This is a genomic window from Saprospiraceae bacterium (genome assembly GCA_026129545.1).
Classification (GTDB): Bacteria; Bacteroidota; Bacteroidia; order Chitinophagales; family Saprospiraceae; genus M3007.
Genome location: JAHCHX010000001.1, coordinates 2640285 through 2653975, shown reverse-complemented (window position 1 = coordinate 2653975; position 13691 = coordinate 2640285). Strand labels below are relative to the sequence as shown.

The following is a 13691-nucleotide window of genomic DNA, read 5'->3' as shown; positions in this document are numbered from 1 at the left end:
GTTCACGGCAGGCAAGAGCCTCGTCGCGCGCGGCTCTTGCCTGATTTCAATTTTTTGAAAATGAAGAACTCGTGCATTGTATGGTCGCTACTAGTGTTGTTGCTCGCCTCATGCGGCAAAGACGAACAACCATTTGCCGGAGTGCCACAACCCTCCAATTTTCCGCAACCAGTCTATAACTTGGACAAAAACCCGGTGACGGAAGCGGGCTTTGCGTTGGGAAAGCGCCTGTTCTTCGACCGCCTGCTTTCCCGCGACACCAGCATCGCCTGTGCGGATTGCCACATCTCTTACGCGGCATTCAGCCACCCCGACCACCCCACGAGCCACGGGATAGACAATCTTTTCGGGCGGCGCAATGCGCTGCCCGTGCAGAATATGCTGTGGAGCAAAGAGTTCTTTTGGGATGGGGGCGTGCCCAACCTCGACCTCGTGCCGCTCAACGCCATCGAAAGCCCGGTGGAAATGGACGACAACTTGCCCAACGTGTTGAAAAAGCTGCGCGCGCACCCAGAATACCCTGCCATGTTCGATGCCGCCTTTGGCACGCCGGAAGTCTCCACAGCCAGTTTCCTGCAAGCCCTCTCGCAATTCATGGCCATGCTCGTGAGCGCCAACAGCCCCTACGACAAGTATGTGCGCAACGAGCCGGGCGGCAGCCTCTCCACGGACGAATTGGAGGGTATGGCCATTTTCAAACTCAAATGCGCATCCTGCCACGCTACTGACCTCTTCACAGACCAGACCTATCGGAACAACGGCATCCTCGACGACTTTTCGCTCGACAAAGGCCGGTTTGAGGTGAGCAGCTTGCCCGACGATGTGGGGCGTTTTCGCGTGCCCTCGCTCCGCAACGCGACGGCCACCAGCCCCTATATGCACAACGGAAAATTCAAGACCCTTTCGGCGGTGCTCGACCACTACGCCAGCGGGGTGAAAGACTCGCCCACGCTCGACCCGCTGCTGCGACAGCCCGACGGCACATTGGGCATCCCGCTTTCCGCAGATGAAAAAACAAAACTGCTCGCGTTCCTAAAAACCTTGACCGACGAGGAGTTTTTGCGGGACAGAAGATTTGCGGAGTGAGCTGTTATTTGCAAAACTTTACCAGTTAAAAGTGCCGCGCTGTGTCAAGCGTGGCACTTTTTTTTCGACCTTTGCCGCCACAAAATCTCCCCGCTAATTTCACGACCAAACCCAGTTCGATGAGCAAATTAAAATACCGGCGCCTGCTACTGAAACTCTCCGGCGAAAGCCTCATGGGCACGCAAAAATTCGGCATCGCAGCCGATATGCTTCAACACTACGCTTTCCAAATCAAAGAGTTGCACGACATGGGTGCCGAAATCGCCGTCGTCATCGGCGGAGGCAATATCTTTCGGGGCATTCAGGCGGAGGGGTCTGGCATAGAAGGCGTGACGGGCGACTACATGGGGATGCTCGCCACCGTCATCAACGGCCTCGCCCTGCAAAGCGCCCTCGAAAGCATCGGCATCCAAACCCGCCTGATGACCGCCCTGCGCATGGAGAACGTGGCCGAGCCGTACATCCGCCGCCGCGCCATCCGGCACTTGGAAAAGAGCCGTGTCGTCATCTGCGCCGCTGGCACGGGCAACCCCTATTTCACCACCGACTCCGCTGCCGCCTTGCGTGCCAATGAAATCAACGCCGACGTCATCCTAAAAGGCACGCGCGTGGACGGCATCTACACCGCCGACCCTGAAAAAGACCCCATGGCAGTCAAATTCGACAAACTCACCTTCGCCAAGGTCATCAGCCTCGGCCTCGAAGTGATGGACATGACGGCCTTCACGCTCTGCCAAGAGAACAACATGCCCATCATCGTTTTCGACATCAATCGGCCCGACAACCTGCGGCGCATTGTGCTGGGCGAAGAGGTGGGAACACTCGTGGAAGGGTAATTAAAGTCATTATTTCATGTCATCAAGAGTTATTGACTGTTGGGTTTTAATGACTTTATGACTCTTAATGACCCTTTTCTATGCTCAACATCATCTCCTACAACGTCAACGGCATCCGCTCGGCCATCTCCAAAGGCTTTTGGGAATGGCTTGCCGAAGAATCGCCCAACCTAATATGCCTGCAAGAAACAAAGGCGCAACCGCACGACGTGCCGCTCTTGGAACTTGAGGCGCTCGGCTACCGCCATGCCTTCCATTCCGCCGAAAAAAAGGGCTACAGCGGCGTGGCAACTTTCTCGAAAAAAGCCCCCGACAACGTCGTGTTCGGCTGCGGAATGGAAAAATACGACCGCGAGGGCCGCATCCTTCGCACCGATTTCGACGACTGGAGCCTGCTAAATTGCTATTTCCCCTCCGGCACGACGGGCGAAGAGCGGCAGGCGTTCAAAATGATTTTCCTCGACGATTTTTTTCGATGGATTCAGGAGTTGAAAAAGGAACGCCCGCGCCTCATCGTCGTCGGCGATTACAACATCGCGCACTCTGAAATTGACATTCACGACCCCAAAGGCAACAAAAATACCAGCGGCTTCCGGCCCGAAGAGCGGGCTTGGATGACGAAATGGTTTGAGAGCGGCTTCACCGACGCTTTTCGCTACAAACACCCCGACTTGGTGGAGTACAGCTGGTGGAGTTTTCGCGCCGGCGCGCGCGGCAACAACAAGGGATGGCGGATTGACTATCAATCCGTGTCGGACAACCTGAAGGGCCACATCGCGGAAGTCGGGCATTTGACGCAAGTGACGCACTCCGACCATTGCCCGTTGAGAATGACGATAGACTTGTGATGCGGCTCATGGCGAGCGCTTGTTGCGGAGAAACAAACAATACGACGATTGGGTGGTTGATAGTGCGGGTTCGCGCCGCTCGTTGTTTGTTTGAAAAAATTTAATGGTGCTGCCAAAGGGCGAGGGCGTTCGTTTCCGTCAAAAAATATACCTTTCCCCTCAAAAAAATTGATGTTCGGAACCCATTCGGTCGCTTCCCTTACCTGAGGCATCGAGCAGCAACATTTCCGAACAACCGCGTCCGCCACCGCAACGATGAAAGACCGATTTCTCTCCTGGGCCTCCGCCCTGCGCATCGGAAGCCACACCTTCCCCGCTACGCTGCTGCTCGTGATGTTGGCCACGTTTGCGGCATTGGGGCTGGGGCCGTTGCTCCATTTTGTTTTTGGCACGGGCTGGGTGGCTCCTTTGGTATTGACGCTGCTTCTTTTTTTTGCGTTGATGTTTTTCAAAAATCTGATTTTTAAAAACATATACAAAAACGCGCCCACAGAGGGGGAGGCGGCCTTGTTGGAATATCTGGTACAGCAAAACGTGTCGGGCACTCCCGGCGAGGAAGAGGTAGAGATGGAACTGCTCGAAAATGCGCTTCATCTCAAGCAGGTGCGCGCGCACGACTGCATGGCTCCCCGCCCCGAAATCGTGCACATTGACGTGCGATCATCGGTGGCCGAGCTGCGCCAACTGTTCATAGAGAGCAGCCTGTCGCGCATCCTTGTGACCGAGGGCGAGCTGGACAACGTGTTGGGTTATGTGCATGTGCAACAGCTGTTTTCCAAGCCGAGCAACATCCGCAGCATAGTGATGCCCATCAAGTTTGTGCCGGAGACCATTCAGGTGAATGATTTGCTCAACAAGTTCATCAAAAACCGCACGAACATCGCCTGTGTGGTGGATGAGTACGGCAGTCTCGCGGGGCTTGTCACGCTGGAGGACGCGCTCGAACAACTTTTTGGCGACATTGACGACGAACACGACCAAGAAGAGTTCATCGAGGTGCAAATATCGGACAGGGAGTATCTGTTCTCCGGGCGCCTCGATGTGGATTATCTCAACGAAAAATATCCCGCACTCGCCTTGCCGGAAGGTGACTACAACACACTTTCGGGGTATTTGGTGATGACGACCCAGACGATTCCCGAACAGGGCGCTCGGCTGGAATTGGATGGCAAGACCTTCGTGCTCGAGCTGGTGAGCGACAAGAAAATAGAGACCGTGCGCGTGTTGCTCCAATGAGGCACTGGTGTTGCAAAAGGAAATTCGGCATCTCTCCTTACCCTCAACCGTAATTTTTCATCCCAATATGTTGAAAAGATTTTTTTTCATCCCCCTCTTTGTCGGCATCGCCACGGTGGTCGTAGCCGCGCATATCAGCGGCACATTCAAAAACGCCGCGCCCGGCGACCGGGTCGAACTGTTTGTGCCCCACTACTATGTGGATGGCCGCAGCAGCCATTTCTGGGCCGAGCTGGACGGCCAGCTGTCGTTCGTCATGGAAGCGCAATTGCCGGAGGCACAGTTGGCTTTTTTGAAATACAACGAGGACCGCTTGCCGATTTTTCTCGAGCCAGACGATACGCTGGGTATTCGAGCGGATATTTTTCAGTTCCCGGTGGTCGTCGCCTTCAACGGGCGCGGCAGCGCGAACAACCGCCTCTTGCAGCAGTATTTCAAAATCAACCCGCCCGACTACGACGAACTGAACAACATCCGATTCAAAATCGGCCAGTGGTGGGCGGTGGTGGAACAGGTGATGAACGAGCGCATGGAAGCGTTGTCCCCGACGGATTTCAAGGGTTTCTTGGATAAGCGCCGGGAGGCTGCCTCCGCCCTGCTCGACGACTTTTCGGCCAAACACCCCAACACGCTCACGCCTGCTTTTTTCGACTGGATGGCAGCTGACATTACTTACGATTGGGCCTACCACCTGCTGTTCTATGGCCAGGTGTACGCCAATCGCTATCAGATTCAGCCCCCGTTTTTCGACTTTCTCGACGAGGCTCCCATCATCAGCGAGGCGATTGGCAATGATTGGTACCGCCATTTTTTGCAGGTGCTGATGGCGCGACAAGTGGCAAAGACGGGCCAGTTGGACAATTTCTACGCCCGCCAATACGAGCTGGCCGGGCAGATGCTATCGGGCAAGTCGCTTGCGTTTTTTCACTCTGAGATGATACGCATGGCTTTCACTAGCGAACGCTACCGCGAGATTTTGCCTTATTACACCCAATTTTTGCAAACAAACGAGTACCCGGCCTACGACGCGAAAATCACGGGTCTGTATGAGAAAATAGCCCGTGTGTCGCCGGGCACGGTGGCTCCGCCTTTTACCGGGAATGACTCGGATGGCCGGGCGGTTCGCTTGGCACAATTTCGCGGGCGCGTGGTGTATCTCAATTTTTGGGCGAGCTGGTGCAGCGCCTGTTTGAAAAAAATGGAAATGTTCGACAACTACGCTGCCGAGCTCAACAGCCGGGGCATCGAAATAGTGAATGTATCCATTGACGAAAATCCGGCGAACTGGCGTGCCTCGCTGACGGCACGCGGCTTCAAAGGCTACCATGTGCTGGCATCGTCGGGCTACGACCGCAACATTGCCCTCACTTATGGGGTAGAGACGGTGCCGCAGTATTTCATCATCACCAAAAATGGTTCTTTTGCCGACAAGCCTACTGGCAATCAGCCCGAAGACATCAAACAACAGCTGCTTCAAATCGCGGCGAAGTCCTATTGAATGACAGTAAAAGACAAAGGCATCTACACAGGCTTACTGGAAGCCAAGCAACTGGGCGAAAAACGGCTGGCCGTGCTTTTCGACCCCGATAAGCTCCGCCTTAAAAAGATGGAAGCGGCACTGGAATTGGCCGTCGAGTGTGGGGTGGACTACTTTTTTATCGGCGGCAGTCTGGTGGTGAACAACATGCTCGACGGCCTGCTTGCCCAAATCAGGCAGCGTTGTGCCATTCCCCTTGTTCTTTTCCCGGGCAATTCTTTCCAGCTCAGTTATCGCGCCGATGCCATCCTGTTCCTGTCGCTCATCAGCGGTCGCAACCCGGAGCTGCTCATCGGTCAGCATGTCATCTCCGCGCCTTTTCTGAAAATGTCGCCGCTCGAAATCATCAGCACCGGCTACATACTCGTGGATGGCGGCGTAATGACCTCCGTGCAGTATATGTCGAACACCTATCCCATCCCGGCGCACAAGGACGACATCGCCGTGTGCACGGCATTGGCTGGCGAGTTGCTGGGCTTGAAACTGATGTATCTGGATGCGGGCTCGGGTGCCCAAACGCCCGTCGCGGAGCGGATGATAGAGGCGGTGAGTGGGGCCGTGAGTGTGCCGCTGATTGTGGGAGGCGGCATTCGCACGCCGGAAAAAGTGGCCACCAACCTTCGCGCTGGCGCGGACTTGATAGTGGTGGGCAGCATGGTGGAGCAAGACCCTGCCGTGATAAGGGATATGGCCGCGGCGGTCAGGGATTTTCAGAGGGTTTAGAAGCTGTTTCTCTACCTCTTCTGCCCTTGTTGGCGGGGAGGCCAACAGGGGCACCAAATCAGATATGAAGGGGCAGCGCCCGGGATGTGTTTCGGGGGCTGCCTCTCCCTTAAACATTAGACTTGTCGCGGTGGAGGCCTTTGGCAAAGGGAAAGCCCTTTTTCCGACTGGCTTCGTTAAATTTTTCGCCGAATATGCCCGATTTCGACTGCAAAACTTGCCTCGCCAGTCGAAAAAATGACAATCCCCTTCACTCAAAGCCCTCCACCGCAACAAACCTATTGTTCTTTCTGGTTCAATTTCCGCCAGTGCCATTTCTTCTTTCCCATTCGGCCAAGTCCGACTCGGCTTTTTCCATTTCGCCCAGCGACTTGTAAGCATTGCCCCGGGCACGGTAGGCGCGAGCGAAGTTGGGGTTGAGTTCGAGTGTCCTCGAAAAGTCGGCGACAGCATCGTTCAGGCGGCCCAGATTGAGCAGCGAAAGACCGCGATTGTAGTATTGCTCCGCGTCATTGGGATATTGCTCCAGATACTTGCTCAGGTCGGCCACGGATTTTTCGTATTGTTTCATCATCCCATACAAGCCGCCGCGAAACTTGTAGGATTCATACAAATTAGGATTGATTTCCAAAGACTTGTCAAAGTCCCGGATGGCTTCCTTTATTTTGCCCTTGTTGCCGAAGTGCTTGGCGCGTGCCGCATACATAAGCCCGTTTTGATAATATCCGTTTTCGATGGCATTGCTCACAACGGTGTTGGTGTCTTTCCATACCCCGATTTGCCGAAGGCAAAGTATCACTATCAGGCCAAGCCAAGCAAGGCCTATCCATCGCAGCCCACCTGACAGGCTCGGCCACCGCTCTCGCAGTGCTTGCCATCCTTTCACCAAAATCAGACTGGTGCCAATCATCGCCAAGTAGTTGTAGTGGTCTGCGATGAACTCAAACGTCCCGTGCGACACGAACGGAAGCATAACGGACACATTTGCGAAAAAGAACAACAAGCCAAACCAAAACCATGATGCTTTTTCGCGATAGCGCCAAGCGGCTACGAAACTGACAATCACGACAAATGGCGCAATCAGATAAGGCCACGGTAGATGGCCGTTCACTTTGTCGAACGAGTAGTAGATGTTTAGTTTAAATGGGGCAAGCGTGTTGAACCAGTAAAAAACAGGGGTGTAGCACAACACCTGCAAGCGTTCCAAGAGCGTAAGCTCGCTTCCCGGCGTCTCGGTGACAATGGCCGACTGGGTGCGGGAGTAAATGGTGAGCAGGCCAAAAATCAGGGCTATTAGGAAGAAAGGAAGGTAGCCAAGCATCTGACGCGCTCGTGGCATGGCGGGCTTGCGCCAAAGGTCGAGCACCACAAGCACCAAAGGAAGGGTCACTGCGGCGCTTTTCGAGAGGCAGGCGGCCACGAAAAGCAAGAGTGACAGGTAGTAGGGTTTCGCCTCTGCCGGCCGTTCGGCATAATCGAGATATTTCAAACACGATAGCAAAAAAAACATGGAAAAAAGCGGGGTGCTAAATCCCGCTATCCAAGCGACCGATTCTACTTGAATAGGATGGATGGCGAACAGGAGCGTCACGGCCAATGATGTCTTTGCCCCAATACTCAAGCGGGCCAGCAAACGAAACACCAGCCAGATGTTGAAGGCGTGAACGGCAAGGCTAAATAGGTGATACCAGAAAGGGTTGTCTTTCCCCAACGTGTACGCCACGCCATAAACTGCCCATGTGAGGGGGGCGTACATACCCAAGTTGAAGGAGGAGAACAGTTTGAAATCGCGCACTGCCGGGTTGTCAACAGTAGCAGTATGGTCGTCAATGCCCAGCAATTCATTCGTCAGGCCCGTGCTAAAAACCAATACCCCCAGCACGAGCGGTATCCATGGCATCCATTTATCGGAAATCGTTTGTTTGGGCATTGGCGTTGCTGCCGACTTTGAGGGGCGAGCATGGGGCTTTGGCGCATTTTTTTTTGCCATGAAAGGAAGTTTTGACCTATTCCGGCGAAAGGTACATCGAAGGCTTCCATTCCAGCAATACCCTATTCGCTTCAACGCACCGCCACGCTCAGCACAGGGATTTTGGAATGATTGACCGTGTCCTCCGTGAGACTTCCAAACAGTAGGTGCGACAAGCCCCTTCGCTGATGAGTGCCCATCGCAATCAAATCTGCCCCCACTCGTGCCGCAAATTGCAAAATGGAGGCCTCTTCATTGAAGTTGCTGCCCAAGGTGTGGACGCTGAAGTTATTCAGCCCTGCCTTTTGTGCGAAGGAACCCGCCACCTGCTCTATTTCCTGCTCCGAGCGGAGCATAGCAGGGTTGTTCAAATACAACACCTTGACCGTGAAAGGCCAGTGCCCCTGCCACTCGGCCAATTGCTCGAACACGGGCATTTGGTTTTTCTCCAAAGTAGAAGGCAGCACCACCGTTTTCAGGTCAAAATCACCCGATTCCTCCGGGACGGCAAGCACCGGACATGGAGCCGTGCGAATCACTTTTTCTGTGTTGGAACCCACAAAGAACTCTGCCGCGCCTGTGGCCCCCTTTGTGCCAATCACCACCAAATCGGCCTTGTCCTCTTCCGCCACGCGCCGTATGGACGCATAGAGCAAGCCCTCTTCTATGCGAGTGTCAATGTCAAGTTTTTCAAATCCCGGCTCAGCCACCAAAGACTTTTTGGTGTGCCGAAACTCATCGGCCACCATGTCGTAATAACTTTTCATGTCGTAGGAGCCGATAAAATTGTATTCCGGCAGCACGGGCGCGTAAGCAAGCGCCGTGTTGGTGTGCATCAGCCCGAGCCTTGCGCCGGTTTTGGTAGCTATGGTAGCAGCTACGCGCAGGGCGTGTTTGGCATTTTTGGAAAAATCGGTGGGAACGAGTATTTTTTTCATAAACGGAGGGAGATTTTGTTCGGACAAAAATCTTATTGACTGGATTGACAAGATTTGCAGGATTGTTTTTCAATCCGGTCAATATGGAACCTGAATCCTATCAAAAAAACGGAGTTGCACAAAGGTCTCTTCCCCCTCCAAGCCGTGCCATGACAGGGGTCACGCCGCTGGGTGAGTTTGCTCAATAAGGATATTTCACATCGGTCAGAAACAATCCTTGCGGTGGCACGCTTAGGCTCTTTTTTAGCGGCTGTTGCATATCCAAAGCGGATTTCACGTCGTCCAGTTCTATTTTCCCCAACCCGACGTTGAGGCAAGCGCCCACTATGAGCCGCACCATGCCGCGCAGAAAGCGATTGGCCGTGACGTGGAATACCCAGCGGAAGGCCTCGTGTCGTTCCTCCCAACGAGCCTCCTTCATTTCGCAGTCGAAATGTTCCAGCCCGCTGCCTGTTTTACAAAAAGGAGAGAAAGAAGTGTAGTGAGGCAGCAGTGCCGCCACGCGCCGCATTTTTTCAAAATCAACTTTTCCATGCTGGGGAAAGAGCCAAGCCGTGTCGGTCGCAAATGGGTCTTTCCGCAAGGCGATGTGGTATTCGTAGCTGCGCTCGTAGGCATCATAGCGAGCGTGCGCGTCGGCAGGCACTTGCCTTATGGAGTGCGCGGCGATGTCGTCGGGCAGAATGCTGTTCAGGCCATTTAGAAAAGTGGAGGGCAGAGTGCCTGCTGCGTCGAAATGCGCCACATAGTATCGGGCGTGCACGCCCGCGTCGGTGCGCCCGCAGCCAGTCACCTCAATCGTTTGTCTCAAAATTGTGGAAAGTACCGCCTCTAGCGTGGCTTGTACCGATACGGCATTGGGCTGCACTTGCCAGCCGCTATATCGGGTGCCGAGATAGGATAGCACAATAAAATATCGCGTGGCCGTTGGCAAGCTGGCTTCATACATCGTTTTGTCCCCCTTGCGCTTTCAGATGGCTTTGAATGAATGCGTCGCAAGCTGCATCCAACATATCGAAGACCTCTGCGAATCCATCGTCGTCGTAGTAGGGGTCGGGCACCGAGCGGTTTTGGGTGGGGTAGATTTGGTTGAGTATCAAATCCACTTTGGCTCGATGCTCGTCGTCGCGGGCGTGGCGCAGCACGTCGCGGAGGTTTTGGGTATCCATGACGAAAATGCGGTCGAAGCGGTCGAAGTCGGCGGGCTGGAATTGCCTTGCCCGCTGGTAGGTGATGTCAATGCCGTATTGACGCGCTGTTTTGATGGAGCGGCTGTCGGGTTGTTCGCCCACATGCCAGTACCCCGTGCCGGCGCTGTCCACTCGCCAGTCAAGTCCCGCTTGAATGGCTTTGTGTTGCATGATTCCTTCTGCCAGCGGGCTTCGGCAGATGTTGCCGAGGCAAACCATGAGTATTTTCATTGCACTAAAATATCTTGCTGTATTTCAACAGAAACGCGCCTGTCGTTTGGCCGCCGCGACCGTTGTAAGGCAATTTGGCGGCATCCTCGCTGCCGAAGTTCTTCTGCACTTTCACGTCGTGGTCGTAGAAGTATTCGGCCAGCAAATCCAGCGAAAGGCCTTTGAAGAGGGCGATGCTAAAGTTGTTGGTGAACAGCACGTCCACGTTTTGAGGCTCTTTCAGGTAATTGGAAAACAGTCTCAAGCCATTGGTGACGGAGAGGCGGTCGCCAAAATACTTGTTGTTGTAGGCTGCCTTGAGTTCGGAGCCGAGGCCGAAAAAGGTGTTTTTGCCTTCCTCGTTGCCATGAATGTTGAGGGCGGCGATGTTGTCGTCAGCAACCAAAATGTATTGAACGCCGCAAGGAGAATAGAAAAAAGACAGGTGCGAGTTGGGCTTGTAGTCAATGCCCGGCGCAAAGGTGATTTGAAGCGGGGAGAACAGTTTGGCCACTACTCGGTCTTCGTCGCTCACGGGGGAGAGGTAGTTGCTCTGGTAGGTTTGGAGCAAGAGTGTTTGCGCAAAGAAGTCTGCTGCGACGAACCATTTGTCGCTGCCCATTTTGCGGCCATAGCGGGAGGTGAGGCGCGACACATCCAAGTTTTTCAAAAAACCTCTTGGCAGAGAGGGGTCGGCAGAGCGCAATTTTTGTGCGGAGAGTTGTAGCGAAAAGGCGTTGTTCCAGAACCATTTGTCCTCCTTCCTATTGGCAAACAAAGTGCCGAGGCCACCGATGCCAAAGCGTCCGCCGCCGCCGCCCACGCGCGGGTTGGAGATGCCCATGCCAGCCAAGTCGAGGCCAAGGCCGCCACCCACCGTCCAGCCGAAGGTGTCTTTTTGTGCCATTGATGTCACTTCGTTAAGGCGGGCATCGCTGGCTTCTTGCGCATTGACAGTAAGCAGATTGAAACAAAAGAGCGCAATCAAGATGGTGTAAAGTGCTTTCATGTGTAGAAACAAGTTTTGTGAAAAAAGAACGGGTTAGAGCAATCATTCGCCGGGTTCGAGCAGGTTTTCCTCCTGTCCGTCCGGGTAAAAAACTTCGACCTTTTCGGTAGCCAACTTGCTCAAAGGGATGATGATTTCGCTTTTGTCGGTTTGTAGCGTCAGGGAAGTGGCATCTATCATAATCACTTTGCCGCGCATCCCGATGATGCGGATGTCGTCGCCTACCTGAACTTTGTTGCGGTTGTAGCCACTTGCGAGGTAGTTGGAAAGCAAATCGCGCGAGGCGATGCCGTAGCCCACCGCAAAAGCCAACGCCAATGCCGCGATGATGATGGAAAGATTGAGGGCCATGAAGCCGGTGTTGATTTTGGCTTGGGCCAAGGCGCTGATGGCTACGGTGATGAAAAGAAAGTAGAAGATGGCGGTGGAAATGACTTTGGCGGAAGGCAAGCCCATGGATTGGCAAGTGGTGAGGGCGATGCCGCGCACCATCTCGGCAAGGAAAAGCCCCAGCAACAGCAGGATGAATGCCGAGAAAAGCGCCGGAATGTAGTCCACCAAGTCGCGCACCATCTGAGTGATGGCGGGGATGCCCAAAATATCGGTCGCAAAAATCACGAACCCCAGCATGAGCAGGTAATAGACCATCTGCGACAGCACCGACGACACCTCGATGCGCATTCCGCTGCGCTGCACGATGTCAATGTCGTTGAGCCGTTCGGCGAGGCGGTCAAGGCCCAACCCCGACAACACGCGGCGTATGATTTTGCGGATGCCTTTGGCGATAAGCCAGCCGATGAGCATCACCATCAAGGCAAAGGTCAGTTTGGGGATGGCGGCTGAAAAACGGGCGAGCAATTCCGCGAATACCCCGTTTTTCAGTTGGTCGAGAAAGTCCATACAATGGCAGGAAAGGAAGATTGTGAAAAGAAAGCCGAACATGACAGTTCAGCGGTGTTTTGCTTTCAATTTTGTTTTCGACAAAAAGAGAGGCCTCTTGCGATGGTTCGCAAGAGGCAGCGCGTCAAATTGTTTCTTTGTCCGATGGAAGCAGCCGCTCGCTGTTGGCTCCTCCTCCGCTCGAAGGCGGGCGGCCTTCGGGTATGATGGGCGATGAATACCGCCCTTTGGGGGGGCGGTGTGGGCCGGATTGTTTGGCGCCGGCGATGAGGTGAGCTGCCGTTTGAAGGGCATTGGGGACGAATAGTTCGATTACTCGGCCGAAGTGGGAGAGGGTGTGCGCCTGATGAAGCAAGTTGCGCTCTATTTCGTTGAGCACTTCTTGGTGTTCTTCTTTATTTTCCCAGTCGCCTTGCCATTCTTGGAAATTGTTGGCCATAAGCGGATTAAGTTTTTTGCGCCCGTTGCCGGGTGAGCGGTTAACTTGTAGATTTTTTCGATAAGCAAAAAAAGTATTGGAGCAAGATGCTCTTAAAAATTGATTGTCAGGTGGTGCCCTCTATGGGGTCGGTGGCATACATCTCGTCGTAGATGTGTTGCGCTTTTTGTTTGGCTCGCATGATTTGCATTTTGATGGCGCTTTCCGTCTTGCCCAACACGTCGCCGATTTCCCTTATCTGCAAATCATCAATGTATTTCATCATCAGGATGGCCTTGTCGCCCGGCGGAAGGCGGTCAAGGACTTTGGCCAGCCGTTCCTGCTTCATCTCAAGCAACACGCTGTCAGGTATTTCCACTTCGGGTTCCTTGCTGATTCTGCCCACGTCTTCCGTGTAGAGGAGCGGTATTTTTTTCTTTTTCCGAATGAGGTCAATGCAATAGTTGTAGGTGATTGAATAGACCCAAGTGGAGAAGGATGACTGCTCCGTGAATTTTGAGAGGTTGAGCAAAATTTTGATGAAAATATCTTGCGTGGCATCGCGTGCCAGCCCTTCGTCACCCAACATGGAGATGCACTTGGCAAATACCTTGTTGGCGTAGCGACGGTATAGCATGGTGAAATACGTTGTGTTTTGCCCTTGCAAGTACAAGGCAATCAGCTCTGTATCCGTATAATCTTTTGCCTTTTTGGCGGCGATGGACGACACTTCCGGGTGTGTTTATGAAAAAAAATGAAGCAAAAATACCCCCGCAAAGAGACGAAAAAAG

At 53.7% G+C, this 13691-nt stretch carries 14 protein-coding genes; 6 read left to right on the top strand and 8 right to left on the bottom strand.

Annotated features, from left to right (window positions below; translation table 11 throughout):
* The first annotated feature begins 60 nt into the window (after positions 1 to 60).
* The 6 genes from KIS77_10145 (at position 61) to KIS77_10120 (ending at position 6266) form a co-directional block, all read left to right on the top strand.
* Positions 61 to 1086: a cytochrome-c peroxidase gene (locus KIS77_10145; protein MCW5922697.1), complete on the top strand. Its 1026-nt coding sequence runs from the start codon at positions 61 to 63 to the stop codon at positions 1084 to 1086.
* Between the two features lie 119 nt (positions 1087 to 1205).
* Positions 1206 to 1922: a UMP kinase gene (gene pyrH, locus KIS77_10140; GenBank protein ID MCW5922696.1), complete on the top strand. Its 717-nt coding sequence runs from the start codon at positions 1206 to 1208 to the stop codon at positions 1920 to 1922.
* Positions 1923 to 2002: 80 nt separating this feature from the next.
* On the top strand, positions 2003 to 2770 hold the full coding sequence (gene xth / locus KIS77_10135) for an exodeoxyribonuclease III (GenBank protein MCW5922695.1): 768 nt from the start codon (positions 2003 to 2005) through the stop codon (positions 2768 to 2770).
* Between the two features lie 255 nt (positions 2771 to 3025).
* Positions 3026 to 4006: a CBS domain-containing protein gene (locus KIS77_10130; protein ID MCW5922694.1), complete on the top strand. Its 981-nt coding sequence runs from the start codon at positions 3026 to 3028 to the stop codon at positions 4004 to 4006.
* Between the two features lie 67 nt (positions 4007 to 4073).
* A complete protein-coding gene (locus KIS77_10125; protein MCW5922693.1) occupies positions 4074 to 5504 on the top strand; it encodes a TlpA family protein disulfide reductase in 1431 nt (476 codons plus the stop codon).
* Positions 5505 to 6266, top strand: coding sequence for a geranylgeranylglyceryl/heptaprenylglyceryl phosphate synthase (locus KIS77_10120; protein ID MCW5922692.1), 762 nt, complete (start codon positions 5505 to 5507; stop codon positions 6264 to 6266). It begins immediately after the preceding gene.
* A 295-nt stretch (positions 6267 to 6561) separates the two neighbouring features.
* Here the strand turns inward: KIS77_10120 and KIS77_10115 are convergent, their stop codons facing one another.
* The 8 genes from KIS77_10115 to KIS77_10080 all read right to left on the bottom strand — a co-directional run bounded on the left by KIS77_10115 (position 6562) and on the right by KIS77_10080 (position 13537).
* Entirely contained in the window at positions 6562 to 8256 is a 1695-nt protein-coding gene (locus tag KIS77_10115; GenBank protein MCW5922691.1) for a tetratricopeptide repeat protein, read from the bottom strand.
* 71 nt (positions 8257 to 8327) lie between these two features.
* Positions 8328 to 9173, bottom strand: coding sequence for a universal stress protein (locus tag KIS77_10110; protein ID MCW5922690.1), 846 nt, complete (start codon positions 9171 to 9173; stop codon positions 8328 to 8330).
* A 181-nt stretch (positions 9174 to 9354) separates the two neighbouring features.
* Positions 9355 to 10122: a tRNA pseudouridine synthase A gene (locus tag KIS77_10105; protein MCW5922689.1), complete on the bottom strand. Its 768-nt coding sequence runs from the start codon at positions 10120 to 10122 to the stop codon at positions 9355 to 9357.
* Positions 10115 to 10594 carry a low molecular weight phosphotyrosine protein phosphatase gene (locus KIS77_10100; GenBank protein MCW5922688.1) on the bottom strand — a complete coding sequence of 160 codons (480 nt, stop codon included), beginning with the start codon at positions 10592 to 10594 and terminating at the stop codon, positions 10115 to 10117. The genes KIS77_10105 and KIS77_10100 overlap by 8 nt, the downstream gene beginning before the upstream one ends.
* A gap of 4 nt (positions 10595 to 10598) precedes the next feature.
* Complete coding sequence (locus KIS77_10095) at positions 10599 to 11582, bottom strand: DUF3078 domain-containing protein (protein MCW5922687.1); 984 nt, start codon at positions 11580 to 11582, stop codon at positions 10599 to 10601.
* Between the two features lie 42 nt (positions 11583 to 11624).
* Positions 11625 to 12524: a mechanosensitive ion channel gene (locus KIS77_10090; protein ID MCW5922686.1), complete on the bottom strand. Its 900-nt coding sequence runs from the start codon at positions 12522 to 12524 to the stop codon at positions 11625 to 11627.
* Positions 12525 to 12606: 82 nt separating this feature from the next.
* On the bottom strand, positions 12607 to 12921 hold the full coding sequence (locus tag KIS77_10085; protein ID MCW5922685.1) for a hypothetical protein: 315 nt from the start codon (positions 12919 to 12921) through the stop codon (positions 12607 to 12609).
* A gap of 106 nt (positions 12922 to 13027) precedes the next feature.
* Positions 13028 to 13537 carry an RNA polymerase sigma factor gene (locus tag KIS77_10080; protein ID MCW5922684.1) on the bottom strand — a complete coding sequence of 170 codons (510 nt, stop codon included), beginning with the start codon at positions 13535 to 13537 and terminating at the stop codon, positions 13028 to 13030.
* Positions 13538 to 13691 lie beyond the last annotated feature (154 nt).

What these genes read in the sequence shown, in the direction of transcription:
- KIS77_10095 (MCW5922687.1), bottom strand. Translation starts at nt 11,582, where the DNA reads ATGAAAGCACTTTACACCATCTTGATTGCGCTCTTTTGTTTCAATCTG.
- KIS77_10090 (MCW5922686.1), bottom strand. Translation starts at nt 12,524, where the DNA reads ATGTTCGGCTTTCTTTTCACAATCTTCCTTTCCTGCCATTGTATGGAC.
- KIS77_10085 (MCW5922685.1), bottom strand. Translation starts at nt 12,921, where the DNA reads ATGGCCAACAATTTCCAAGAATGGCAAGGCGACTGGGAAAATAAAGAA.
- KIS77_10110 (MCW5922690.1), bottom strand. Translation starts at nt 9,173, where the DNA reads ATGAAAAAAATACTCGTTCCCACCGATTTTTCCAAAAATGCCAAACAC.
- KIS77_10145 (MCW5922697.1), top strand. Translation starts at nt 61, where the DNA reads ATGAAGAACTCGTGCATTGTATGGTCGCTACTAGTGTTGTTGCTCGCC.
- xth (MCW5922695.1), top strand. Translation starts at nt 2,003, where the DNA reads ATGCTCAACATCATCTCCTACAACGTCAACGGCATCCGCTCGGCCATC.
- pyrH (MCW5922696.1), top strand. Translation starts at nt 1,206, where the DNA reads ATGAGCAAATTAAAATACCGGCGCCTGCTACTGAAACTCTCCGGCGAA.
- KIS77_10105 (MCW5922689.1), bottom strand. Translation starts at nt 10,122, where the DNA reads ATGTATGAAGCCAGCTTGCCAACGGCCACGCGATATTTTATTGTGCTA.
- KIS77_10125 (MCW5922693.1), top strand. Translation starts at nt 4,074, where the DNA reads ATGTTGAAAAGATTTTTTTTCATCCCCCTCTTTGTCGGCATCGCCACG.
- KIS77_10130 (MCW5922694.1), top strand. Translation starts at nt 3,026, where the DNA reads ATGAAAGACCGATTTCTCTCCTGGGCCTCCGCCCTGCGCATCGGAAGC.
- KIS77_10115 (MCW5922691.1), bottom strand. Translation starts at nt 8,256, where the DNA reads ATGGCAAAAAAAAATGCGCCAAAGCCCCATGCTCGCCCCTCAAAGTCG.
- KIS77_10080 (MCW5922684.1), bottom strand. Translation starts at nt 13,537, where the DNA reads ATGCTATACCGTCGCTACGCCAACAAGGTATTTGCCAAGTGCATCTCC.
- KIS77_10120 (MCW5922692.1), top strand. Translation starts at nt 5,505, where the DNA reads ATGACAGTAAAAGACAAAGGCATCTACACAGGCTTACTGGAAGCCAAG.
- KIS77_10100 (MCW5922688.1), bottom strand. Translation starts at nt 10,594, where the DNA reads ATGAAAATACTCATGGTTTGCCTCGGCAACATCTGCCGAAGCCCGCTG.